Annotated in this window: 18 protein-coding genes and 1 tRNA gene; 8 read left to right on the top strand and 11 right to left on the bottom strand. The window is 73.3% G+C overall.

The window, feature by feature from the left end; all coding sequences use genetic code 11:
- Nucleotides 1-165: 165 nt before the first annotated feature.
- Nucleotides 166-238: transfer RNA gene (locus tag ACFVIU_RS34720), tRNA-Arg, on the bottom strand.
- Nucleotides 239-513: 275 nt separating this feature from the next.
- Between ACFVIU_RS34720 and ACFVIU_RS34715 the strand changes: the two genes are divergently transcribed.
- From ACFVIU_RS34715 to ACFVIU_RS34700, 4 genes are all read left to right on the top strand, one after another.
- Nucleotides 514-2,121, top strand: coding sequence for a dynamin family protein (locus ACFVIU_RS34715; RefSeq protein ID WP_385847475.1), 1,608 nt, complete (start codon nt 514-516; stop codon nt 2,119-2,121).
- Between the two features lie 3 nt (nt 2,122-2,124).
- Nucleotides 2,125-4,563 carry a GTPase gene (locus ACFVIU_RS34710; RefSeq protein ID WP_385847473.1) on the top strand — a complete coding sequence of 813 codons (2,439 nt, stop codon included), beginning with the start codon at nt 2,125-2,127 and terminating at the stop codon, nt 4,561-4,563.
- 362 nt (nt 4,564-4,925) lie between these two features.
- Nucleotides 4,926-5,396, top strand: coding sequence for a single-stranded DNA-binding protein (locus tag ACFVIU_RS34705; protein WP_385847472.1), 471 nt, complete (start codon nt 4,926-4,928; stop codon nt 5,394-5,396).
- Between the two features lie 344 nt (nt 5,397-5,740).
- Nucleotides 5,741-7,096 (top strand): Cys-Gln thioester bond-forming surface protein, encoded by a 1,356-nt coding sequence (locus ACFVIU_RS34700; protein ID WP_385847541.1) that lies wholly within the window; start codon nt 5,741-5,743, stop codon nt 7,094-7,096.
- Between the two features lie 17 nt (nt 7,097-7,113).
- On the opposite strand, the gene ACFVIU_RS34695 is transcribed toward ACFVIU_RS34700, so the two are convergent.
- Both ACFVIU_RS34695 and ACFVIU_RS34690 read right to left on the bottom strand, forming a co-directional pair.
- A complete protein-coding gene (locus tag ACFVIU_RS34695; protein ID WP_385847471.1) occupies nt 7,114-7,986 on the bottom strand; it encodes a hypothetical protein in 873 nt (290 codons plus the stop codon).
- Nucleotides 7,987-8,001: 15 nt separating this feature from the next.
- A complete protein-coding gene (locus ACFVIU_RS34690; RefSeq protein WP_385847469.1) occupies nt 8,002-8,535 on the bottom strand; it encodes a hypothetical protein in 534 nt (177 codons plus the stop codon).
- Between the two features lie 243 nt (nt 8,536-8,778).
- Here ACFVIU_RS34690 and ettA point away from each other — a divergent pair, with 243 nt between their 5' ends.
- The 3 genes from ettA to ACFVIU_RS34675 are packed head-to-tail and all read left to right on the top strand — an operon-like array spanning nt 8,779 to nt 11,540.
- The gene (gene ettA, locus ACFVIU_RS34685; protein WP_385847468.1) at nt 8,779-10,443 is read left to right on the top strand and encodes an energy-dependent translational throttle protein EttA; all 1,665 of its coding nucleotides are present in this window, start codon (nt 8,779-8,781) and stop codon (nt 10,441-10,443) included.
- 6 nt (nt 10,444-10,449) lie between these two features.
- The gene (locus ACFVIU_RS34680; RefSeq protein WP_385847467.1) at nt 10,450-10,866 is read left to right on the top strand and encodes an acyl-CoA thioesterase; all 417 of its coding nucleotides are present in this window, start codon (nt 10,450-10,452) and stop codon (nt 10,864-10,866) included.
- A complete protein-coding gene (locus ACFVIU_RS34675; RefSeq protein WP_385847466.1) occupies nt 10,863-11,540 on the top strand; it encodes a hypothetical protein in 678 nt (225 codons plus the stop codon). Before ACFVIU_RS34680 ends, ACFVIU_RS34675 begins: the two co-directional genes overlap by 4 nt.
- A gap of 105 nt (nt 11,541-11,645) precedes the next feature.
- On the opposite strand, the gene ACFVIU_RS34670 is transcribed toward ACFVIU_RS34675, so the two are convergent.
- Nucleotides 11,646-12,050, bottom strand: coding sequence for a globin (locus tag ACFVIU_RS34670; protein ID WP_385847465.1), 405 nt, complete (start codon nt 12,048-12,050; stop codon nt 11,646-11,648).
- A 79-nt stretch (nt 12,051-12,129) separates the two neighbouring features.
- Here ACFVIU_RS34670 and ACFVIU_RS34665 point away from each other — a divergent pair, with 79 nt between their 5' ends.
- The gene (locus tag ACFVIU_RS34665; RefSeq protein WP_385847463.1) at nt 12,130-13,107 is read left to right on the top strand and encodes a methyltransferase domain-containing protein; all 978 of its coding nucleotides are present in this window, start codon (nt 12,130-12,132) and stop codon (nt 13,105-13,107) included.
- 19 nt (nt 13,108-13,126) lie between these two features.
- On the opposite strand, the gene ACFVIU_RS34660 is transcribed toward ACFVIU_RS34665, so the two are convergent.
- The 7 genes from ACFVIU_RS34660 to ACFVIU_RS34630 all read right to left on the bottom strand — a co-directional run bounded on the left by ACFVIU_RS34660 (nt 13,127) and on the right by ACFVIU_RS34630 (nt 23,721).
- Complete coding sequence (locus ACFVIU_RS34660) at nt 13,127-14,680, bottom strand: FHA domain-containing protein (protein ID WP_385847540.1); 1,554 nt, start codon at nt 14,678-14,680, stop codon at nt 13,127-13,129.
- A gap of 228 nt (nt 14,681-14,908) precedes the next feature.
- Entirely contained in the window at nt 14,909-16,252 is a 1,344-nt protein-coding gene (locus ACFVIU_RS34655; protein ID WP_385847461.1) for a VWA domain-containing protein, read from the bottom strand.
- A 90-nt stretch (nt 16,253-16,342) separates the two neighbouring features.
- Nucleotides 16,343-17,617: a PP2C family serine/threonine-protein phosphatase gene (locus ACFVIU_RS34650; RefSeq protein WP_385847460.1), complete on the bottom strand. Its 1,275-nt coding sequence runs from the start codon at nt 17,615-17,617 to the stop codon at nt 16,343-16,345.
- A 3-nt stretch (nt 17,618-17,620) separates the two neighbouring features.
- Nucleotides 17,621-20,083 carry a tetratricopeptide repeat protein gene (locus ACFVIU_RS34645; protein ID WP_385847458.1) on the bottom strand — a complete coding sequence of 821 codons (2,463 nt, stop codon included), beginning with the start codon at nt 20,081-20,083 and terminating at the stop codon, nt 17,621-17,623.
- Nucleotides 20,080-21,357: a hypothetical protein gene (locus tag ACFVIU_RS34640; protein ID WP_385847457.1), complete on the bottom strand. Its 1,278-nt coding sequence runs from the start codon at nt 21,355-21,357 to the stop codon at nt 20,080-20,082. The genes ACFVIU_RS34645 and ACFVIU_RS34640 overlap by 4 nt, the downstream gene beginning before the upstream one ends.
- Nucleotides 21,358-21,409: 52 nt before the next feature.
- On the bottom strand, nt 21,410-22,441 hold the full coding sequence (locus ACFVIU_RS34635) for a glutamate ABC transporter substrate-binding protein (protein WP_385847456.1): 1,032 nt from the start codon (nt 22,439-22,441) through the stop codon (nt 21,410-21,412).
- 14 nt (nt 22,442-22,455) lie between these two features.
- Nucleotides 22,456-23,721: a hypothetical protein gene (locus ACFVIU_RS34630; protein ID WP_385847454.1), complete on the bottom strand. Its 1,266-nt coding sequence runs from the start codon at nt 23,719-23,721 to the stop codon at nt 22,456-22,458.
- Nucleotides 23,722-23,808 lie beyond the last annotated feature (87 nt).

The raw sequence follows: 23,808 nt of genomic DNA, 5'->3' as shown, positions 1-23,808 counted from the left end.
GGACTCCGGCGCGCAGGCGACACGAGCGCCCGTGAAAGCTTGGGGGCAGCCGGAGCTGCTCGGGGTCTCTCCTTGATCACCAAGGGGCCGTCCAAGACCGCGGCGCGCCACCCCGAACCCGCCCTGACCAGCAAAAAGCCCTCCCAGGTGGGAGGGCTGTCGCGGCGCCCCCGGCAGGACTCGAACCTGCGGCCAAGCGCTTAGAAGGCGCCTGCTCTATCCGCTGAGCTACGGGGGCCTGGTGGACGGGACCAAGGATAAAGCTCCCTGTTCCTCGACCCTGTCGCTTCGCCTCCGTGGCTCGATGTGGAGGTTCGGTGAAGCGGTCCTGATAATCGCAGGCAGGTACGAATCGTGCAGTGCTTTTGGCGTCCGGCGCCACCGGGTGTTGTGCACTCGTTATGCCTGGGCCGCGCCCGTGTCCCACTAGTCCCTTCTGCCCCTTCTGTGCCGTCGGCGCGCAGACAACGCCATATGCTTCAGAATTCCCCTAAAATTGGGCATTCTTCGCATGTGGTGACCTTGGACGTTCGGCCTCAGCTGCTCGACACACTCTCCGCTCTGCGCGACCGTGTCGCCGCCGCACGCTTTCCGCTGCCCCTGGCCGGGGCCCCACGCGCGCGTGCCAACCGCGACGAACTCCTCGCGCAGCTCGACGATTACCTCGTACCCCGCCTACGGGAGCCCGAGGCGCCGTTGCTGGCCGTCGTCGGCGGCTCCACGGGCGCGGGCAAGTCCACCCTCGTCAACTCCCTCGTCGGACGCCGGGTGAGCGAGGCGGGCGTGCTGCGGCCCACCACGCGGACGCCCGTCCTCGTCTGCCATCCGGAGGATCATCACTGGTTCAGCGGCATGCGCGTGCTGCCCGATCTCGCGCGCGTGTGGGTGCCCCAGGAGGACGCCGGTGACGACTTCCTGCTCTCCGGCGACGAACCCACGCGCGTGCTGCGCGTCGAGACCGCCGACACCCTCCCGCGGGGCCTGGCCCTCCTCGACGCCCCCGACATCGACTCCCTCGTCGCCGACAACCGTGTCCTCGCCGCCGAGCTGATCTGCGCCGCCGACATCTGGATCATGGTCACCACGGCCGCCCGCTACGCCGACGCCGTGCCCTGGCATCTGCTGCGCACCGCCAAGGAGTACGACGCCGCCCTCGTCACCGTCCTGGACCGGGTGCCCCACCAGGTCGTCTCCGAGGTCTCCCGGCAGTACGGCGCCCTGCTCACCAAGGCCGGACTCGGCGACGTACCCCGCTTCACCGTGCCGGAGCTGCCCGAGTCCGCGTGGGGTGCCGGGCTGCTGCCCGCCAGTGCCGTCGCGCCTCTGCGGAACTGGCTCGTCCACCATGCCCAGGACCCCGCCGCCCGGCACCAGGTCATGGCCCGTACCGCCCAGGGCATCCTCGACTCCCTCAACACGCGCATGCCCGAGCTGGCCAGCGCCGCCGCCGCCCAGTACGCGGCCGCCCTCCGGCTCACCTCGGCCGTGGAGGCCGCCTACGACAGCGAGCACGCGCGGGTACGCGGCCGGCTCCAGTCCGGCGCCGTACTCGCCGGGGACGCCCTCAAGCGCTGGCGCGCCTTCCCGCTGGACTGCGCCGCCGGCGAGCTGCTCGACGCCCTCGTGGAGAGCCTCGCCGCGCTGCTGCTGTGCGCCGTCACGGCCGCCGACGAGCGCGTGGACGAGGCCTGGCGCCGCGAGCCCGCCGCGGACGCCCCCTCGCTCGCCGAGCGCGACGCCTCCCCGGAGAACGCCGAGCACCGCATCGGGATCGCGGTACGGCGCTGGCGGCGCGAGCTGGAGGAGTACGCCGAGGACGAGGTGCGCGAACTGGAACGGACCGTCGCGCCCGACGCCGAGGCCGTCGCCGCGCTGGTCGCCACCGCGCTGCTGGGCGGCCGGCGGGCGCGCAGCGCGGGCGAGGGGCTCGCCGAGCGGCTCGGTGCGCACGGTGCGCTGCGGCTGCGGGACCGGGCCGGGCGGCTGCTCAACGAGCACGTGGACCGCGTCCTGCACGCCGAACGCGAACGGCGGCTCGCCCCGCTCGACGCCCTGGACGTCCATCCCGAGCCCCAGGCCGAACTGATCGCCGCGCTGTCAGTACTGCAAAAGGAGAGGTGACCGGTGACCGCCCTCACTGACCACGACCACACGGAGCACACCGATCACATGGGGCCCACCGAGCACCGCAGCAACTCTTGCAATCAGGGCAAGCACGGCCCTCAGGGCAGTGCGTACGGCAGTGACACCATCGGTCATCCGGCCGGGGAGCCCGACGCCCTCCCGAAGTCCGGTGAGGCTCCGGCCACCGGCGGGGAGGGCGGCGCGGAGCACGCGCGCGTGGAGGATGCAGGGGGCCGGGAGGGAACCCCCCAGCCCGACGGCCTCGTACCCGCTGACCGGCCTGTGGCGTCCGACCTGTCCGCGGCCGATGAGAAGCCCGCGGCCGAGAAGAAGCCCGTGCTGGAAAAGTCCCCCGAGAGAGCGCACGACAAGCCCAGCGACAAGTACACCGACAAGCACAGCGACGACCTCACCGGCGACCAGACCGATCCGGCTCCCCAGCCCCCCGGCATCCATCCGGCCATCCCCCAGCCCCCGCACCCCCCAGGGCCGGCCCCCCGCCCCACCTCGGACGCAGCGGATTCAGCGAGACCAGCGAGTTCGGCGAGTTCGGCAAGTTTGGCGAGTTCGGCGAGTTCGGCGGATTCAGCAGACGCGCCGGCCGACACGGACACCGGCCCCGACCGCCACTCCCTCGCCCGCCACTCCCTCGCCCGCCACTCCACCGACCGGGACTCCAGCGACCGCGACTCCGCCGAGGCCTGGGACGACGGTCTGATCGCCCGGCGGGTCACCGAGGTCACCGCCGCCGCCCTCGCCGCCGAACGGGCCGCCCTGGAGGTCACGAGCCGCGGCCCGGGCGGCCAGAACCCGGTCCCGCTCGCCTACGACGGACCCCTCCGCTCCCGCCTGGACGCCCTGCGCGAGCTGGTCGGACTCTCCCGGGCCCGCCTGGACAGCCGTACCCTCGCCGAGGCGGGCCGCGTGCTGGACGAGGCGGCCGCGCGGCGCAAGCTGTCCGGCCGGCACACGGTCGTCGCCATCGCGGGCGCCACCGGCAGCGGCAAGTCGCAGCTGTTCAACTCCCTGGCCGGGGTGGCCATCTCGGAGACCGGCGTCCGGCGTCCCACCACGGCCGCACCCATCGCGTGCAGCTGGAGCGACGGCGCCGCGGGCCTCATCGACCGGCTGGGCATCCCGGGCCGGCTGCGCCGCCGCCCCCTGCACAGCCCGGAGTCCGAGGCGCAGCTGCGCGGTCTCGTCCTGGTCGACCTGCCCGACCACGACTCCGCCGCCGTGGAGCATCGCGAGCAGGTCGACCGGGTGCTGAAGCTGGTCGACGCGGTGATCTGGGTGGTGGACCCGGAGAAGTACGCCGACGCGGTCCTCCACGAGCGCTACCTGCGGCCCATGGCGGGCCACGCGGAGATCATGTTCATCGTCCTCAACCAGGTCGACCGGCTGCCCGGCGACGCCGCCGACCAGGTGCTTGACGATCTGCGGCGACTGCTGGACGAGGACGGCATCGCGCTCGGCGAGTACGACGAACCGGGCGCCACCGTGCTCGCGCTGTCCGCGCTCACCGGCGAGGGCGTCGGCGATCTCCGCGAGGCACTCGGCCAGTTCGTGGCCGAGCGCGGCGCCGCCGCCCGGCGTGTCGGGGCCGACGTGGACGCCGCGGCGGCCGAGCTGCGCCCCGTCTACACCACCGGGCGCCGGGTCGGGCTCAGCGAGGAGGCCCGGGAGGAGTTCGCCGCTCGGCTCGCGGACGCGGTCGGCGCGACGGCGGCGGGCGAGGCGGCCGAGCGCGCCTGGCTGCGCAACGCCAACCGGGCGTGCGGCACGCCCTGGCTGCGGCTGTGGCGCTGGTACCAGCGGCGGGGCGGCTCGGCGACCGGCCGGCACCTCGTACGCCAGCAGCCGGACGAGGAGGCCACCGCCCGGCAGCGCGTGGAACAGGCGGTCCGTACGGTGGCCGACCGGGCCTCGGCCGGACTGCCGGCGCCCTGGGCGCAGGCGGTGCGCGAGGCGGCGGTGCGCGGCGCACACGGCCTGCCGGAGGCGCTGGACCAGCTCGCCGCACGCGCCGGACTGCCGCCGGGGCGGCCGCCGCGGCCGGGCTGGTGGCCGGTCGCGGTACTGGTCCAGGCGGCGATGACGCTGTTGCAGATCGTGGGCGGGCTGTGGCTGACCGGCCAGATCGTGGGTGTCATGGCGCCGAACCTGGGGGTTCCGGTGCTGCTGATGGTGTGCGGGATCGCCGGCGGTCCGCTGGTCGAGTGGGGCTGCCGGATCGCGGCCAGAGGCCCGGCACGGCGCTACGGCCAGGATGCGGAACGGCGGCTGCGGGAGGCCGCGGCGAGCTGCGGCCGGGCCAGGGTGCTGGATCCGCTGGCGGCCGAGCTGCTGCGATACCGGGAGGTGCGGGAGCAGTACGGCCGCGTCGTACGGAGCGGAGCAGCCGGGACCGCGGCCGGGACCGGGGCTGGGGTGAGGTGAGGTGAGGGCCGCGGCCGGGCGTGACGGAGGGTGAATCACCAACGCGGGGGAGGGCTTTCACCCGTCCGGGTGGCGGAGTTGTCCACAGGCGCGGGGGTGTCCACAGCGCTCAGCGGGCCCGGCCCGGCGGAGGCAGTCTGAGGTCACGGCGATCGCACGGCGGACCCGGCCGGCAGATACGGGATACGGCGGGCGCGGTGCGGTCGGCGGGACGTGCGGGCGTGTACGGATCGGGTGCGGAAGCGCAGGGCGCAGAGCCGCGGCGACCGTAGGCGCCGGCACGGCAGACGCAGCCGTACGGGACGGGCCCGTACGCGTGTCCGCCCGGCCGGAGGATGCCGGACGGGGGAGGGGAGCGAATCATGAACGAGACGATCGTCTGTGTGGTGGGCAATGTGGCGACGCAGCCCGCCTATCGCGAGCTGGCGGCGGGACCGTCGGCCCGGTTCCGGCTGGCGGTGACCCAGCGCTACTGGGACCGGGAGAGGAGCGCCTGGACGGACGGCCACACCAACTTCTTCACGGTGTGGGCCAACCGCCAGCTCGCGGCCAATGTGGCCGCGTCGGTGGAGGTGGGCCAGCCCGTCGTCGTCCAGGGCCGGCTGAAGGTGCGTACGGAAGTGCGCGAGGGGCAGCAGCAGTGGGCGTCCGCCGACATCGACGCCGTCGCGATCGGCCACGACCTGTCGCGTGGCACCGCCCTCTTCCGCCGCGCGGCCAAGCCGGAGGCACCCCCGACGGGCCCGCCCCGCCCGGAACCGAACTGGGAGACACCGCGTCCGGAGGAGGCCGAGAAGTCCCAACCAGCCGAGGAACCAGCACCAGTGACGTGACGTCAGCCGACGGGCGCGTACTCCAGGCAGGGTCCTGCCGCTGACCGCCACCGCTCCCGGCTCGCGGACGGTTCCACCCTCAACTGCTGGTACGAACCGGTGGATTTGTCGATAAGCCCAGATCACCGGCCGTCCCGGCGATAACGATTACGGATCGGATCCGCCATCGGACGATCGGACCGGCGGGAGAGGTCCCGCCCGGTCCATAGGATGCCGGGCATGCCCCTAGGGGTTGCCGATTCTGCAGGTGGGACCGTCCCCCCACAGCCAACTGGTCCTGCTCGAAGGGGAATTCTGTGCTTGCTGCGCTGTCTGGGTTCTGCCGGTCCGCCGTGCTGTCCCGCCTGGCCGGGACCACCGCGGTGACCGGTCTGGTGGCGGCCGGACTGCTGTCCGGTGCCGGTACGGCCGCGGCCGACACCACACCGCAGACCGAGGGCGGAGCGACGGCCACGATCGACGGCCTGAAGACCTTCGGCGAGGCGGTGATCCACGCGGACGGCGGCGACCAGCGGGTGGCCGCGGGGCTGTTCGAGATGTCCGTGGACGGCGGCGGCACCCTTCAGACGTACTGCGTCGACCTGCACAACCCCACCCAGCGCGGTGCCCACTACCAGGAGACCTCCTGGAGCGGCACCTCGCTGGGGACGAACCGGAACGCGGGCCGGGTCCGCTGGATCCTCCAGAACTCCTATCCGCAGGTCAACGACCTGGCCGCGCTCGCCCGGAAGGCCGGTGCGGGCACCCTCACCGAGCAGGACGCGGCGGCCGGCACCCAGGTGGCCATCTGGCGCTACACGGACGGCGCGAAGGTGGACGCCGTCGATCCGCAGGCCGAGAAGCTCGCCGACTACCTGGAGAAGGGCGCCCGGAACACCGGTGAGCCGCAGCCCTCGCTCAGCCTGGACCCGCCCGCGGTCTCCGGCCGGCCGGGCGATGTGCTCGGACCGGTGACCGTGCACACCAACGCGAGCGGGGTCACGGTGGTCCCGCCGGCCGACGCCGCCACCAGCGGGGTGCGGATCATCGACAAGACCGGCAAGGTGCTCACCTCCGCACAGGACGGCAGCCGCCTCTACTTCGACATCCCCCAGGACGCGGCGGGCGGCACGGCGCAGCTGACCGTGCAGGCCTCCACCACCGTGCCGGTGGGCCGCGCCTTCACCTCCGACAGCCGCAGCCAGACCCAGATCCTGGCCGGGTCCAGCGAGTCCACGGTCTCCGCGACCGTGACCGCCGCCTGGGCCGCCAAGGGCGCCATACCGGCCGTCTCCGCCCACAAGAACTGCGCCAAGGGCGCCCTGGACATCCTCGTCAGCGACAAGGGCGACCAGCCCTTCACCTTCCAGCTGATGGGGGTCGAGCACACGATCCCCGCGGGCGCGACCCGCACGGTGACGGTGCCGCTCCAGGAGGACCAGGCCTACGACTTCACGGTCACCGGCCCGAACGGCTTCAGCCGCCGCTTCACCGGCGTCCTCGACTGCAAGACCCAGGGCGCGATCACCACGCAGACCACCGAGATCCAGAACAACCCCAGCCCCGCCTCCGTGGGCGGCACCATGGCCCCCGACACCAACCTCGCCTCGACCGGCGGCTCCGCCCTCACCCCGGTGATCGCGGGCGTGGCCATCGGCTTCGTGGTGATCGGAGGCGCGGTCCTGGTGATCCTCCGCAAGCGGGAACAGCACGACGCCTGACGCACGGGCCGCCCGTGTCAGTCCTCGAAGGGCTCCGAGTCGAGGCTCCGGAAGTAGTGACCGGGCAGGCGGCAGGTGGGAAACCCGTACTGCACGTCCGCGAGCATCCGGACGAGGAACTCGCCCATCCCGCAGTCGTACCGTTCCCATGCGCCGAACTCGCCCACCAGCACAGGCCAGTCGTCGGGGCCGTCGCCCACCCCGGTCTGCCAGACGAAGTCCAGCTCCTGCTCCGACGAGCCCCACCGCAGCAGCCCCTGCGGCGCCGGGTAGCAGTCGTAGGGTTCGAAGAGGCCGCTGTACTGAGCGGCGGTCCTGGCCCAGACCACGAGGTCCATACCCAGGACCCCGGGGATCAGGAGATCGACATAGTCGTCGAAGCCGCCCGGGCCGAAGAGGCCGACGATCTCCTTGTAGTCGGCCGGCAGCGCGGTGCCCAGATCGGCCTCCACGGCGGCCCAGTCGACCGCCGGACGCGGCACCGGCTCCCAGCCGGTGAGGGCGCACAGCCTCTCGCCCCAGGAGCCCCCCTCGGGCAACCCGGTGAACGCGGGATCGGCTCGTCGCGCGACCACCACGACCACCCGCTCCCCGCCCGAGGCGCCGACCCGGCCGCAGCCGATCCAGTGGGCCTGGCGCCCCCAGCCCCGCAAGTCGAGCAGCTCATCCCCGAACGGCTCGACGAGCGGCAGCCCGGTGCGCTCCGTCAGCGTCGGGTCGACGTAGCCGCCCATGGCGAGATTGCGGGGCTGCCCCGCCCACCGCGCCACCTCGGCGACCAGCTCCTGGAACCCCATACCCTCCGGCGCCTCGAAAACCGCCGGCAGCCCGCCCGCAGCGGACGAACGGATGATCTCCGAGACGGCGCGGCCCGCTCCCCAGTCCTCCATGCCGCTCAGTGAACATCAGCCCACTGACATCCGGTCCGCCGCCCACTGCGACCCATGACCGAACCCCTCGGCGGCGAGCCAGTCGGCCAGCGCCGAGAAGTCGGCGTCCCCGAGGCCCGCGGTCGGGTCGACGCGATGGAGCAGGGAGGGCGCGGGGTGCTGGGCGGTGACCCAGAGGCGGTCCAGGGCGCCGATCTCGTCGTCGACCCAGATGAACGGCCGGCGGCCGGCCCACTCGAGGAGAGGGCGGGTCTTCCAGTGCAGGCCGCGGGGGCCGCCGTCGGCGCAGTCCTCCGGCCACCGCACCACGGGAAGCGCCGGCAGCCCGAGGCGCGGAGCGACGGCCTCGTTCGCGTCCTCCAACCACGTTGTGGCCCATACGAGAGGGCAGCCCAGGGCGAGGAGGCGCGGTCCGATCCCGGGATCGAGCCGGTCGAGCAGCGGGTTGCCCTGAGCGGCAGACGCCGGGGAGCCGTAGGACCCCCCGAACGGGATGAGCGGACCGTCGACGTCGAGGAAGAGGATGGGGCGCTCCGCTGCGCTGGTCACAGCGGCACGATAGCCCGGCGCGGTGCCGGCGGGGACCCCCGCTTCCCGGGCCGTCCCTGGGCGGTGCGAGGGTGCCCGAGGCCACCCAACGGCGACCGACAGTGACAGACGAGCCACCGTCGCTCCGACCGAAGCCCCAGGTCACAGCCCCCGCACCGAACGGGTTAACACCCAAGCCTGGCGTTCAGGCAAGATGGGGTGTATCTGCCCACTGCCAGATTTCAAGTTGCCGGACGGTTTCTCTTGGCTGAGTACATCTACACCATGCGCAAGGCGCGCAAAGCGCACGGCGACAAGGTGATCCTCGACGACGTCACCCTGAGCTTCCTGCCGGGCGCGAAGATCGGTGTCGTCGGGCCGAACGGCGCCGGTAAGTCGACCGTCCTCCAGATCATGGCGGGACTCCAGCAGCCGTCGAACGGTGACGCGTTCCTGTCGCCGGGCTACAGCGTGGGCATCCTGCTCCAGGAACCTCCGCTGAACGAGGAGAAGACCGTCCTGGAGAACGTCCAGGACGGCGTCGCCGGGATCAAGGGCAAGCTCGACCGGTTCAACGAGATCGCCGAGCTGATGGCGACCGACTACTCGGACGCGCTGCTCGACGAGATGGGCAAGCTCCAGGAGGAGCTGGACCACGCCAACGCCTGGGACCTCGACGCCCAGCTGGAGCAGGCCATGGACGCCCTCGGGTGCCCCCCGGGTGACTGGCCGGTCACCAACCTCTCCGGTGGTGAGAAGCGCCGCGTCGCGCTCTGCAAGCTGCTGCTCGAGGCCCCCGACCTGCTGCTGCTCGACGAGCCCACCAACCACCTCGACGCCGAGTCGGTGAACTGGCTGGAGCAGCACCTGGCCAAGTACCCGGGCACGGTCGTGGCCATCACCCACGACCGGTACTTCCTGGACAACGTCGCCCAGTGGATCCTCGAGCTGGACCGCGGCCGCGCGTACCCCTACGAGGGCAACTACTCCACCTACCTGGAGACCAAGGCCACCCGTCTCAAGGTCGAGGGCCAGAAGGACGCCAAGCGGCAGAAGCGGCTCAAGGAAGAGCTGGAGTGGGTGCGCTCCAACGCCAAGGGGCGGCAGGCCAAGTCCAAGGCCCGTCTCGCGCGGTACGAGGAGATGGCCGCCGAGGCGGAGAAGATGCGGAAGCTGGACTTCGAGGAGATCCAGATCCCGCCGGGCCCGCGCCTGGGCAACGTCGTCGTCGAGGTCGAGAAGCTGAGCAAGGCCTTCGGTGAGAAGGTCCTCGTCGACGGCCTCAGCTTCACGCTGCCGCGCAACGGCATCGTGGGCGTCATCGGCCCGAACGGCGCCGGCAAGACCACCCTGTTCAAGATGATCCAGGGTCTGGAGACCCCGGACTCCGGCGACATCAAGGTCGGCGAGACCGTCAAGATCTCGTACGTCGACCAGAGCCGCGAGAACATCGACCCGAAGAAGACGCTGTGGGAGGTCGTGTCCGACGGGCTCGACTACATCAACGTCGGCCAGGTCGAGATGCCGAGCCGGGCGTACGTGTCCGCGTTCGGCTTCAAGGGCCCGGACCAGCAGAAGCCGGCCGGCGTCCTGTCCGGCGGTGAGCGCAACCGGCTCAACCTGGCGCTGACCCTGAAGCAGGGCGGCAACCTGCTGCTCCTCGACGAGCCGACCAACGACCTCGACGTCGAGACGCTGTCCAGCCTGGAGAACGCGCTGCTGGACTTCCCCGGATGCGCCGTGGTCGTCTCCCACGACCGCTGGTTCCTGGACCGGGTCGCGACGCACATCCTCGCCTACGAGGGTGAGTCGAAGTGGTTCTGGTTCGAGGGCAACTTCGAGTCGTACGAGAAGAACAAGATCGAGCGCCTGGGCCCGGACGCCGCGCGTCCGCACCGCGCCACCTACAAGAAGCTGACCCGGGGCTGATCGGTCTTGCGCCATATCTATCCCTGCCCGCTGCGCTGGTCGGACATGGACGCGTACGGCCATGTCAACAACGCGGTCTTCCTGCGCTACCTGGAAGAGGCCCGGATCGACTTCCTGTCCGGTCCGGACAAGGACTTCCGGCAGGGGTCGGTGGTGGCCCGCCATGAGATCGACTACAAGCAGCAGCTCGTCCACCGGCCCCGGCCGGTGGACGTGGAGCTGTGGATCACCCAGATCCGGGCCGCGTCCTTCACCGTCTCGTACGAGGTGAAGGACGGGGACGTCGTGTACGTGCGGGCCTCCACCGTCGTCGTCCCCTTCGACTTCGAGACCCAGCGGCCGCGCCGGATCACCGGCGAGGAGCGGGAGTTCCTGGAGCGGTACATGGACGAGGCCGACGAGTCGGAGGCCGTCGCCGCATGACGGTGCTCCACCTCGCCGACGAGACGGAGGCGGCGGACCTCGCCGCCTTCCTCTCCCGGCTGCTCCACTACGACCGTGGAGCAGCGGTGCGCCTCCAGGCGGCCGGCACCGCACTGGCCGTCTTCGGCCGCCCCCCGTCCTTCGAGGTGCTGGCGGTCCGCGCGGTCCGGCTGGCGAAGCCGTACGAGGACGGTCTCGACGTCACCCTCGACATGACCGTCTCCGCCGGCGAGTTCCTGGAGTCCGTGTCCGAACGGGCGGCCACCGCGGCCGTGCCGGGCGCGGTCACCGGGCCGCCGTGGGCCGGTGTGCTGCCGCCGCGCGGCGGCTGGCGGCCGGTGCCGGGCCTGCCCGCGCCGGACGTGCTGCGGGCGACCGTCTCCGCCGCGGTGAGCGAGTTCCGCTCGCGCACCGCCGGGCTGGCGCCCGAGGCACGGACCCGGGCCGAGCTGGACGCCATCGGGCGGGACATCTGGTCCCGGGAGATCGCGGCCACCGGACTTCCGGTACGGGCTGTGCACGCGGCCCAGTCCCTGGGCTTCCTGCGGCCCGGTACGACCGAGGCCGGCACCGGGCTGTTCACCTCGGGCGCGTGGCTGCGGCTGCGCACCCCCTACGGGTCCGTCGCCGTACGCCGGGCCGGGCTCGGCACGCTGGGCGTCACCGTCCGCTGAGCCCGGGCATCACCCCCGGCCCTCACCGTCCGCTGAGCCCGGGCATCACCCCTTGCCCGGCTCCGGCCGTCACCGTCCGCTGAGCCCGGCGCAACGGCTTCGTCCTCAGTCCGGGGTGTTGACCATCGACGCGGCAGCGTACGTCAGGTAGTTCCACAGCGTCCGCTCGTGCTCCTCGGACAGCCCCAGCTCCTCCACGGCCACCCGCATGTGCCGCAGCCAGGCGTCGTGCGCCGCGCGGTCCACCGTGAACGGGGCGTGCCGCATCCGCAGCCGGGGATGGCCGCGGTTGTCGCTGTAGGTGGTGGGACCGCCCCAGTACTGCATCAGGAACAGGGCCAGCCGCTCCTCGGCCGGGCCCAGGTCCTCCTCCGGGTACATCGGCCGCAGGAGGGGATCCCCGGCGACTCCCTCGTAGAAACGGTGGACCAGCCGACGGAAGGTCTCCTCCCCGCCGACCTGCTCGTAGAAGGTCTGCTCCTGAAGCGTGCCGCGCCGAATCTCATTCACCCGTCCATGGTCTCAGACGCGGTGGCGGAGGACTCCGGCCTTAGGACCCCTGCCCACCGGACACCCCTACTGTGGAGCCATGGGTGCCTACGACGCCGAGACCGAGGGTCCGGCCGCCGCGGCGCGGGCCGCGCTGGTGCGGGAGATCGACGCCGACGGGGCATGGGCCGGGGACCCGGTGTGGCGGGAGGCGTTCGCGGCCGTCCCCCGGCACCTGTTCGTGCCGTACTACTACGTGGCCGGGGCGCGCGGCTACGAGCGCCGCTGGGGCGAGAGTCCCGAGCCCGAGGCCCGCGAGCGCTGGCTGAAGGGCGCCTACGAGGACGTACCGCTGGCCACCCGGCTGCGCGACGGCGAGCTGCTCTCCTCCAGCAGCCAGCCCTCCCTGATGGCGCGGATGCTGGTCGAGCTGCGCGTCGAGGACGGCGACCGGGTCCTGGAGGTGGGTGCCGGCACCGGCTACAACGCGGCCCTGCTCGCGCACCGGCTCGGCGACGACGACCTCGTCACCTCCGTCGAACTCGAACCGGAGATCACCGAGTCGGCCCGGCAGCACCTGGCCGCCGCGGGCTGCCACCCGGTCGTGGTCACCGGCGACGGAGCGCGCGGGGTACCCGAGCGCGCCCCCTTCGACCGGATCATCGCCACCTGTGAACTGCCCACGGTGCCGCGCCCCTGGCTCGCCCAGTGCCGTCCCGGCGCGCGGGTGCTGACGCCGCTGGCGACCGGGCTGCTGGTGCTGACGGTGCGGGACCGGGAGCACGCCGAGGGCAGGTTCCTGCCCACGGCCGCCTATTTCGTACCGCTGCGCGGCGGGGGCCGGCCCGAGCCGGACCCGGTGCCGCTGCGCGGCCTGCCGGCCCCGGCCCGCGAGCAGGAGCCGTTCCGCTTCCTGCTCGCGCTGACCCGGGGCGCCCTCGATCCGCGGGAGGCCTACGCGCTGTGGGAGCGCGAGGGCCGCCCGGACCGGGAGAGGTACGGCGTCACGGTCGCCGGCGCGCACGCCTGGGCGTGGCTGGACGACCCGGAGGGGCCGTATCGCTGGCCCCTCCCGTGAGACGTGTCCGGCGCCGCCGTCAGCCGCGGCGGACGGTGATCGTCGTCCAGGCGCCCACGTGTACCCGGTCGCCGTCCTGCAACGGCACCGGCACGAACGGCTGGATCGGTTCTTCGGACATGTTGACCGTGGTGCCGTTCGTCGAGTTCTGGTCGACGACCGCCCAGCTGCCGTCCGGCTGCTGCACGAGCACCGCGTGCTGGTGCGAGACGCCCGGGTCCTCCGGCGGCACCGACAGGTCGATGTCGGGGGTGTCGCCGGTGGAGTGCCGGCGGCGGCCGATGGTGATCTGGTCGCCGGTGAGCGTGCGCTGCTGCTCGGGCGAGTACGCGGGCAGGTTCAGGCCCGCGGCCTCGGGGCCGGAGCGCTGCATCATCGCCATGAAGTACTCGCGGTCCGGGCCGATGGTGGCGGTCCACGGGCCCCGCTGCTGCGGAGCCTGCGGTGCCTGCGGGAAGCCGGGGGCGGCCGGTGCCTGGTTGCCGCCGGGCGGCGGGTAGCCGTAACCGCCGCCGGGACCGCGCTGCGGACCGCCGGCCGGGCCGGTGGAGGACGGCGGGGGGATCACCCAGTCGTCGTCACCGCCCCCGAAGGAGGGGCCACCGGACGGACCGCCGGGACCCGACGGACCCCCGGCCGGCGGACGGCCGGTCTCCGGGAACGCGGGCGGGGCCGGCGGGCCGGCCGGCCGGAACGCCTGCGGGCCGCCGCCGGGACCGGTGCCGGGGCCCCCGGCGGGCGGGGCCGGAGCGGGCGGCGGCGGAACCGGACGCGAGGGGTCGGCGCCGAAGCCGGACGGACCGGCCTCACGGCCGAAGGGCGGCGGGCCGGAAGGCGCCGGCCCGGAAGGCGCCGGCCCGGAAGGCGCGGGGCCGGAAGGCTGCGGGCCCGAGGGCTGCGGGCCGCCGGACGGAGGCGCGGAAGGACCGCCGAAGCCACCGGGACCACCGGGGCCACCCGGACGACCGGGGCCGCCGAAGCCACCAGGACCACCAGGCCCACCCGGACCGCCAGGCCCACCGGGGCCGGCGGGTCCCTGACCGGGCCGCTGGTTCGGCTGCCCGGGTCCGCCGCCGAAGCCGCCGGTGCCGGACGGACTCCCCGGAGCAGCGGGCGCACCGGGCGCACCCGGACCACCCTGCGGGCCGCCCCCGAAGCCACCCGGACCACCCTGGCCACCGGGACCACCCTGGCCACCTTGACCGCCGCCCGCTCCGAAGCCGGAGGCAGGCGGGCCGCCGAAGGGCGGGGCGCTGCCCGGGCCCGGTGAGGTCTGCGGGCCGCGGAACGGCGTCGGGCCCGAGGGCTCGCTGCCGAAGGACGGGATCGGCTCGGCCGGCCGGTTCACCTGCGAGGGCCGCGAGCCCTGGTACTCGTACCCGTCACCGCCGCCGTACGTCGCGCTCGGCGGCTGGAAGCGGGGCTGCGGCGGGCGCGGGGCGGCCGGGGTGTAGGACGTGGCCGTGTTGGTCAGGAAGTTCCACCGGCACTCCTCGCAGAAGGGCGCGCCGCCCTCGCGGGGCGTACGGCACTGCGGGCACAGCTCCGGCTCCGGGTCGGGTACGGCGGACACCGGCGGCCGTCCGCCACCCGGCGCACCGGCGCCGCCCGCGGGCGGCGGGAAGCCGTACCCGCCGGCGGGCGGGGGCGGCGGCGGGGGCGGAGGTACGGCACCGGCCATGCGGTGACCGCAGACCTCGCACCAGTCGTCGGAACCCGACTGGTGTCCGTTCGGGCAGGTCGGCATGTCGGCGCTTCCCCTTCTCCTACGCTTCCAGGGTCGGTACAGGTCGGTACAGGGTCACTTCTTCACACGAACAGTCTTGGTGGACCGGGTCTCCAGCGTCATCTCGTCGGCCTCGGCGACCCTCGTCTTCAACCGCACAGTACCTGTCGCGGCGTCGACCACGTCCACCACCTTCGCAAGCAGTTTCGCAGTATCCGCGTTCCCCGAGACGTTGGCCAGCTGAACCGCCCGCCCCAGTTTGGCCGTTGCCCCATCGAAATCGCCCGCTTTGCGGAGATCGAGCCCTTGCTGGATGACCTGTGCCAGTTCGGCCTGACCGGTGTAGTGGGCGACTTGGGGGTTGATGGCGGTGGAGGCCGTCATGTCGTCGGTCCACACCGCCCGTACCAGGCCCTGCGCGCCGAGGTTCTGTACCGTTCCGTCCGCTTGTGGGACGACCAGCGAGACCCGCGCGGCCAGCATCTCCTGGCCGAGGCCGGCCGGGGGCACCTGTACGCACAGGTGGTAGTCGCGGGACTCGTCGCCCCAGGACCCGGTGGGGTAGTCCCCGGCGCGCGGACCCGCCTCGGTGCGCCGGCCGGTCAAGTCCTCGACCGCGGGCGCGACTTGCTTGACGAATCTGATGGTCGTGCCGACCGGTGTCCACACCCGCAGGACGACGTCGGCGACCTCCTTGCCCATCGCCGTCTCCATCATCCCCGTGAAGTCGGCGGCCAGGCCCGCGGGATCGGCGACGATGTCGGCGGTGCCGAGCAGCGCGGAGGCGATCCCTGTGACTTCTTTCACTTCCCAGTCGGTGCCCACGCCCCGCGCGTCACAGGTGAACCGCCCGGCACAGGCGTCGAGCGCGGCCCGCAGGTCCTCCGGCGACTCGTGCTCGTTGCGGCCGTCGGTGAGCAGGATGCCGTGCCGGATGGTGACGTCCACCGACGACAGCAGCCGGTCGGCGAGCCGCAGCCAGGTGCCGATGGCCGTACCGCCGCCCGCGCCGAGCCGGCGCAGCGCGTCCTTGGCCTGGGCGCGGGTGACGGCGTCGGCGACCGCGAGCCGGCCGCCGCCCGGATACACCTCCTTGGCCACATGGGTGCCGCCGATCACCGCGAAGTGGGTGCCGTCGCGCAGGGTGTCGACGGCGGCGGCCGTGGCGTCCCGGGCGTTGCGCATCTTGTCCGGCGGGTAGTCCATCGAGCCCGAGCAGTCCACCATGATCGCCACGGCGGCGGAGGGCCGCTGCCCGGCCGGGTGCACGGGCGCGCCGACGGCGCTGCCGATGGTCCCGCCGCCGGTCGCGGTCACCGTGACGATCGCGTTGACCTCGCGCCCGCCCTCCGGCAGGTACTCGTTCTGGTAGACGTCCATCGAGAACTGCGGCACATGTGACTTCACGAGATTGGCCATGCCTGTCCTGCTCCCCCTCTGAACCCATGGCTGTCGAGTGGACCGGTCCCCTCCGGTCCGGTGCGGCCTCCCCGTCGCCCGAAGGCGGCCTCAGGCCGATCCTGCCCCCTGCGGCGGCGCGGGGAACGGCAGGACCGCCACTGTTACGTTGTCGTGGCCCCCGCCGTCCAGGGCGTGCCCGACCAGCACCCGGGCGCTGTGCAGCGGGCGCACGGCCGCGTCCGCCGGGACGGCCTCGCACATCTCCTCGGCCGTCTCGGCGTAGTTCCACAGGCCGTCGGTGCACACCACCACGACTCCGGGCCGGTCCGGCTTGAAGGCGGCGGTGTGCGGGTCGAGTTCGTAGGCGTCCGCGCCGAGCCAGCCGGTGATCGCGTGGGCGCGCTCGTCGGCGTACGCCTCGGCCTCGCTCATCAGTCCGGCGGCGACCATCTGCGCGGCCCAGGAGTCGTCCTCGGTGAGCCGGGCGGCCGGCGCCGAGCGGTCGGCGGGCACCCAGTAGGCGCGGCTGTCGCCGACCCAGCCGACGACCAGCAGCCCGGCGGCGACGACCGCGCCGACGATCGTGCAGGCCGGGGCGTTCTGGTGCGGGGCGTGCTCGTGCTCGCCCGCGGGCTCGTCGGCCAGGGCGTTGACGGCCTGCGCGGCGGCCACGATCGCCTCGTGCATCGCCTGCTGGGGATGGCTGCCGTGCGGCAGCGCGGCCAGCAGGGTGTCGCCCGCCGCCTGGGCGGCCGCCGCCGACGCCTCGTCGGGGCGGGTCGCGGAGGAGACGCCGTCGCAGACGATCGCGAAGGAGGCCGGGGTGGCGTCGGGCAGCGCGGTGTGGCCGACGGTGAAGGCGTCCTCGTTGCGGTGGTGGCGCAGACCCCGGTCGCTGACCGCGGCGACCGGACCGGACTCCCGCTCCATGTGGTCGCGTTCGCGGGGCTGGGCGTGCCCGCAGTTCTCGCAGTAGCCGTCGTCGTCCACCCGGCCCGCCCGGCAGGCCACGCACACCTGCGCGGGCTCCGCGGCCGGTACGGCGGCCTCCGCGGTCCCCGTGATCTCCGCGGCCTCCGCCGCACGTGGATCGGGAGCCTGGAGCGGGTACTCCTCGGGCTCCTCGGGCCGGTCGAACCGCACCCCGGAACCGCCGACGGCCTCGGCCGGCCCGGTCTGCCCGGCCGGTCCCGCCGGTCCCGCCGGTGGGGCCGGTTCGGGCGCCGGGGGGCTGCCGATGGCCAGGGTCGGATGGTCCTGCTGCGGGGCGGGCACCACCGAAAGGTCGTACCCGCACACTCCGCAGAAGAGATCACCCGACTCCACGGGCTCGGCGCAGCTCGGGCACTTCGGCAGTGCGGCCTGCGGGGGAATCTGCGACATCAACTACACCCACGTCCGGGGGCGGTAACGGTTGGCCCGTTCCACCAGTTCGATCCTCTCCTCGCCGCCGGGCGCCAGCCGGGCCAGCGTGCGGTAGGCGCGCTCCAGGCCGAAGCGCAGACCCCGCTCGTCCAGGCCGCTGCCCAGCAGCACCCGGCCGCCGGCGGCGGGCCGGCCGGCCTGACCACCGGAGAGTATCCAGTCCAGCGCACAGCCGAGGACTTCCGCCGCCAACTGCTCGCGCCGGGCCGGGTCCAGGCCGTACGCCTGGAGCGCCTCCACCTGCCCGGCCGCGGCCGTCAGGTCGTCCAGGAACGACAGGTCGTCCGCGCTCGCCGTACGGCCTCTGAGCCGGGCCCGGACGGCGGCCACCCGGGCGGCCGTGTAGTGGATGGAGGACTCCGGCACCGACTCCAGCGTCCGTACGGCGCCCGGCCGGTCACCGGCGGCGAGCTGCACCCGGGCCAGGCCGAACGCGGCGCTCACCTGGCTCGGGTCGGTCGCCCACACCAGGCGGTAGTACTCCGCCGCGTTGTCCAGCTGGCCCAGCACCTCCGCGCACAGGCCGAGCGCCAGCTTGGGCGCGGTCTCGCCCGGGAAGGCGTCGTAGACCGCGTCGAAGGACAGCGCGGCACCCTCGAAGTCGCCGGTGACCAGCGCGGCCACCCCCCGGTACCAGACGACCCGCCAGTCCTCGGGCCGCTCCTCCTCCAGCTCGGCCAGGCCGGTCAGCGCGGTGTGCCGGTCGCCGCTCTCCAGCCGGGCGCGGAACTGCCGCAGCCGGGTCTCCACGGTCCGGGCGGGCGCCGCCTCCAGCGCGGCGGCCAGCTCGGCCGGGGCGGAGGCCATCAGACCGGCCAGGAAACCCGCGTTGGGGTCCGTGGGGTCCACCAGCGGCACCGGCAGGGCCAGCGCAGCGGCCGCGGTGTCCACCGGCCGGACCAGGGCGGCCGGCGGGGACGGCGCGGCGGCCGGACCGGCCTTCCGCACCGGCCGGGCGCCCAGCCGGGACACCTCGCCGTCGAACCGCGGGAACAGCTCGGTGTCGACGACCCGCACCTCGGGCCCGAACAGCGTGGACAGCGCGGGCCGCGGCTGCCCGGTCTGCACCGCGACCACCTCGCGCAGCACACCCGTCAGCTGCTCGGCCATCTCCTGCGCGGAGCCGAACCGGCGGCCCGGGTCCGGGTCCGTGGCCCGCACCAGCAGCCGGTAGAAGGACTCGTACCGGCGGAACACCTCGATGGTGTCGGGGTCGGGCAGCGAGTCGGCGTACACGTGGGTGTAGCCCTGGAAGTCGAAGCTGAGCACGGCGAGGGTACGGCCCACCGTGTACAGGTCGGACGCCACCGACGGGCCGGTCTCGGCGACCTCCGGGGCCTGGTAGCCGACCGTGCCGTAGATCGCGGACTCGTCGTCGTCCACGCGGCGCACCGCGCCCATGTCGATCAGCTTGAGCTGGTCCTCGGTCTGGATGGCGTTGTCGACCTTGAAGTCGCAGTACAGCAGGTTGCGGCTGTGCAGATGGCCGAGCGCCTCCAGGGCCTCGATGCCGTAGGCGCAGGCCTGCTCCACCGGCAGCGGGTCCCGGCGGCCGTCGGGGCCGCGGCGGGCGTTGGCGATCTCCTTCAGGGACTTGCCGCCGACGTACTCCATGACGATGTAGCCGTCCAGGGAGCCGGTGCGCTGGTCCAGGTGCTCCACGAAGTTGTAGATCCGCACGATGTTGGCGTGCTCGATCTCCGCGAGGAAGCGCCGCTCGGAGATCGCGGCGGCCATCGCGTCCTGGTCGCCGGTGTCCAGCAGGCCCTTGAGCACCACCCACCGGTCGGAGACGGCCCGGTCCACCGCCAGGTATATCCAGCCGAGCCCGCCGTGCGCGAGGCAGCCGGCCACCTCGTACTGGCCGTGCACGATGTCCCCGGCCCGCAGCTTGGGCACGAAGGAGTACGGATGCCCGCACTTGGTGCAGAAGCCCTCCGTGCGCCCCGGCCGGTCGCCCCGGGAGCGGCCCACCGGCGCCCCGCAGTCCGAGCGCGAGCAGAACCGCTTGCGCTCCGGCACCTCCGGGTTGTCCAGCACCATCGCGCGCGGGTCGGGCCGCGGCACCTGCGGCACATGCACCAGTCCGGCGCCCAGCCGCCCGCGGGTCGACGTCCCCGACGACGAACCCGAACTGCGCACCGACACCGAACGGCTGGTGGACCGGCCGGACAGCGAGCGCGACAGCCGCCCGGACACCGAGCGGCGCGACCGCGACGACTGCGACGAGGTCCGCGCCGAACCCCGGGAACCGGCGCTCTGCGCCGAGCCCCGGGTGAGCCCCGTGGGCGCCGAGCCGACCATCCCGGACGCGGAGACGACCGGGGCGAGGCCACAGGTGTCGCAGTACAGCTCGCCGCCGCCGACGTCCTCGTACGACCCCTCGCACCCCGGCCGCTGACAGGACTGCCCCGCCTGGCTCATGACTGGTCCTCCCCGCGGTCCTCCGGTGCGCCCGCGCCGATCAGTTCGGCCGCGGTCCGCTGGTAGCGCAGCACGGCCTGTTCCGCCACGCGCAGATCGCAGGGCGCGCTCCACAGCATGCGGCGGGCGGTGTCGTACCGCTCCACCAGCAGCGGGTCCTCGGCGAGGCCGTGCCGGGCGGTCTTCGCCCGGTAGGCGTCGAGCCGGCCGCGCAGCTCGGCCCGGACCGCGAGCGGCGCGGTGACCGCCGTCAACTGCTCGCGGGCCCGCAGCAGTTCCTCCTCCGCCTTGCGCTCCAGCGACTCCAGCAGCGGGGACAGGCGGTGCCACTGGCCCTGCCGCCGGTACTCGGCCGCCGCCGCCAGCTGCTCCTGGAGCACCGTCGGCGGGCCGCTGACCACCGGCACCTCGGTCGCGGCGATCTTCGCCAGCACCTCGCCGCGCGCGGTCCGCGCCTCGGCGAGGGTGCGGTCCGCGCGCGAGAGGACGTCCCGCAGCCGGATCAGCCGCTGCTCCGCGTCCTGGCGCACGGTCAGCACGGCGTCGATCTCCCGGCGCACCTCCTCCAGGGCGCGCGCCTCACGGTCGTACACCGTGGTGTCCGGGCGGCCGCCGCCGGGCGCCGAACTGCCCTCGGCCGGCACCCAGTAGGCGAGCGGGTCGGAGACGACCTCCTCGCGCAGCCGGGTCAGCGTGCGGGTGATCCGCTCCAGGTCGTCGCCGGCCGGGTGCTCGCCGGGGCGCACCCCGACCGAGTGCGCGAGCCCGCGGGTGCGCTGGAGTTCCGCGGCGAGTAAATCGATCCGCGCGGGCAGCGCAGACCAGACCGCGTCGGCGGCGACCACCAGGTCCAGGCTGGTCGCGTACAGCTCGTTCATCCGGTCGACCAGCGCGGCCAGCGAGAAGCTCTCGGCCAGCCGGCCCGCACCGCCGCCGGGCACCGTGACGGCCGTGCCGCGCAGCAGCTCGGTCAGCTCCGCCAGGTCCTCGCGGCTGGACCAGCGGCGCCGGGCCCGGATCTCCCGGGCGGCGCGCAGCGCGTCCGCGTAGGCGTCGAAGTACGCCCACAGCCGGGTGATCCGCTCCTCCGTGGCCTGCCAGCGTTCCTTGGTGACGCCGGTCAGCGCGGCGCCTTCGAGCAGTCTGCGGCCCGCGTGGTCCTGGAGCGCCAGCAGCGAGGTCTCGATCGCCTCGTGCTCCTGGCCGAGCCGCGCCAGCGCACGGTCCACCTCGTCCCGGTCCATCACCGGCCCGGCGGGGTCCGTGACGCCCATCGATCACCTCTCGCTGCTCATGTGCTCTGGCTTGTGTTCCGGTCGGTGCGGGTCAGCCGCCGCGCAGATACCGCGGCGCGGGCGGTCTGGACGCCGAGGAGTCCTTACCCAGGGTCGCCGACAGCCATTTGTCGTACGACGCCTGCCAGCCACCGGCGCGGTAGTCCACCAGGATGCGATTGACCCGGCGTACCAGATCGTCGGCGTCCTTCTTCATCGCCACGCCGTAGTACTCGGTGGTGAACGCCGAGCCCTTCAGCTCGACGGTCGGGTCCTGGGCCGCCTGGCTCGCCGCGAGCGCGCCGTCGGTCACCACCGCGTCCACCTCGCCGAGTTGCAGCCGGACCAGGCAGTCCAGCTGGTTCGGCACGGTGGTGGAGATGTCGGTGGAGGCGGGCAGCACACCGGTCTTCCGGTCCTCGGACAGCTTGGTGTACGCCGTCGAACCGGCGGCCGTGCACACCCTCTTGTGCGCCAGGGTGCCGTTGTAGCCGGTGATCGACGAGGACTTGGGCGCCAGCACCTGCTGCCCGGTCTTGAAGTAGGGGGCGGAGAAGGCGACCTGGCCCAGCCGCAGGCAGGTGATGGTCATGGTCCGTACGACCATGTCCACGCGCCCGTCCTGGATCGCCGGGATCCGCTGGCTGGTCGGGATCGCCTTGAACTGCACGGCGTCCGGATCGCCGAGGATGTCCTGTGCGATCCGGTGCACCAGGTCGATGTCGAAGCCCTCCAGCGCCGCGCCCTCGGTGTTCGGGTTGCGGTAGCCCCAGCGGTAGCTGTTCTGGTCGACACCGACGACCAGCTTGCGCTTGGCGCCCGTCCGCGCCTTGATCGCCTCGATGGTCGGGCCGTCGGCGCCCGACGGCGCCAGGGTCTGGTTCTGCTCCTGGCCGGGCGTGCAGTCGCCGGCGCGGGCCTGGACGCCGTGCGCCACACCCTGGCCGGCCCGCTGCGGCTGCTCCGGCGCCCGCTGGGTGCGCGGCAGCAGCAGCACGAACGCCAGCGCCAGCGCGCACAGCACCGCCATCGCGCCGACCCCGCCCCACCCTCTCAGGGAGGCCCGCGCACGGGTCGCGTCCATCGTCCTGCCCCCTGTCACCGGTACTCCGAAAGCCTGCGCCCGATACCGGCCACGGCCCCGGCCGCGGCCAGCACCGCGAGGACGGCCACCCCGACCGGCAGCCCGGTCATGGCGTCCCGCCCGTCACCGGCGGCCCGCTGGAACTCGCCCTGCTCGTAGGCGATGGCCCGGGCGATGCTGCTGTCGACGCCGTCGAAGCACTCGCCGGTCGCGCCCTTGGCGCCGATCACCTTGTCCAGCGCCTGTTCGTAGTTGCCGTTCTCGTCCTCGGTGCGGGCCGCGGTGTGCCGCTGCTTCCACACCGCCATGTCGCCCCGGGCCGTCTTGACCGGCGTACGGCCGCCCTGGTCGTCGGCGAGCCGGTCCGCCTGGGTCAGGCCCTTGCCGAGCACGGCCAGGTCCTTGTCGAAGGCGTAGTAGTAGGCGTCGTACGTCTCGCCGTCGACCGTGACCGTCTCGGCGCCGCGCGCCACCAGGCTCAGGTTCTCGTTCCCGCGCGCCTTCAGGGAGGCGATCCGGGCGTCGTGCAGGACGGTCAGCGAGCGGACGCCGTGGTCGTAGGAGCCGTCCAGCTCCGAGCGGGCCACCGCGTGCCCCACCACCAGCCACAGCAAGGCCACGGTGGTGGCGGTGGCGGCGGCCACCAGGCCCTCGTTCAGCACCCGGTTGGTACGGCGGTACATACGGCGCTGGGCCCAGCCGAGCGCGGCGAGCGCGAGCACGCCCAGCGCGATCGCCGGCCACGGGAAGGGGGTGGCGTCCGCGTAGTCGGCGGCCAGCCGCTGGTTCTCCTTGGTGTAGAGATCCTCCGCGGCCGGCAGCATCTCCTTCTGCATCTTGCCGTTGGCGTACCGCAGATAGGCGCCGCCGACCGGATAGCCCTGCCGGTTGTAGGTCCGGGCCCGCTCGATCAGGCCCTTGTACTCGGGCAGCAGCCGGTTCAGCCGGGCGATGGTCGCCTCGGAGGCGGAGCCCGGCTCCGCGTTCGCCGCGGCGGTCACCAGCCCGGAGGCGGCCGACCTGATGTCCTTCTCGTACCGCTCCCGGGAGGCCGCGGTCTCCTGGCCGCCCGAGAGGAACCCGCTGGAGGCGGCCGTGTTGGCGTCCGCCAGCGACCGGTAGATGTCGGCCGCGCCCGAGGAGAGCGGCTGGCTGCGGTGCAGCACGTCGTCGGCGGCGGCCGCCCGCTCACTGGTCTGCCAGGCGGTGACGGCGCCGAACGCGACGACGAGCAGGGCGAGCAGCGCCCCGATGATCCGCAGCCTGTCTCTTATACACATCTTACTCTTCCTACTAATTTCCATTTTTATATCTCTTTTTTCTCCTTATCATTAAAAAGGTTTTTTTTTTTTTTTTGGGTTTGTTTT

Origin of the sequence: Streptomyces sp. NPDC127190 (assembly GCF_042672505.1) — a bacterium.
GTDB lineage: Bacteria > Actinomycetota > Actinomycetes > Streptomycetales > Streptomycetaceae > Streptomyces.
The sequence above is the reverse complement of the archived record's forward strand: the minus strand, read 5'-3'. Positions and strand labels throughout refer to the sequence as shown.

What these genes read in the sequence shown, in the direction of transcription:
- ACFVIU_RS34705 (WP_385847472.1), top strand. Translation starts at nt 4,926, where the DNA reads ATGAACGAGACGATCGTCTGTGTGGTGGGCAATGTGGCGACGCAGCCC.
- ACFVIU_RS34695 (WP_385847471.1), bottom strand. Translation starts at nt 7,986, where the DNA reads ATGGAGGACTGGGGAGCGGGCCGCGCCGTCTCGGAGATCATCCGTTCG.
- ACFVIU_RS34675 (WP_385847466.1), top strand. Translation starts at nt 10,863, where the DNA reads ATGACGGTGCTCCACCTCGCCGACGAGACGGAGGCGGCGGACCTCGCC.
- ACFVIU_RS34665 (WP_385847463.1), top strand. Translation starts at nt 12,130, where the DNA reads ATGGGTGCCTACGACGCCGAGACCGAGGGTCCGGCCGCCGCGGCGCGG.
- ACFVIU_RS34655 (WP_385847461.1), bottom strand. Translation starts at nt 16,252, where the DNA reads ATGGCCAATCTCGTGAAGTCACATGTGCCGCAGTTCTCGATGGACGTC.
- ACFVIU_RS34650 (WP_385847460.1), bottom strand. Translation starts at nt 17,617, where the DNA reads ATGTCGCAGATTCCCCCGCAGGCCGCACTGCCGAAGTGCCCGAGCTGC.
- ACFVIU_RS34645 (WP_385847458.1), bottom strand. Translation starts at nt 20,083, where the DNA reads ATGAGCCAGGCGGGGCAGTCCTGTCAGCGGCCGGGGTGCGAGGGGTCG.
- ACFVIU_RS34640 (WP_385847457.1), bottom strand. Translation starts at nt 21,357, where the DNA reads ATGGGCGTCACGGACCCCGCCGGGCCGGTGATGGACCGGGACGAGGTG.
- ACFVIU_RS34635 (WP_385847456.1), bottom strand. Translation starts at nt 22,441, where the DNA reads ATGGACGCGACCCGTGCGCGGGCCTCCCTGAGAGGGTGGGGCGGGGTC.
- ACFVIU_RS34630 (WP_385847454.1), bottom strand. Translation starts at nt 23,721, where the DNA reads ATGTGTATAAGAGACAGGCTGCGGATCATCGGGGCGCTGCTCGCCCTG.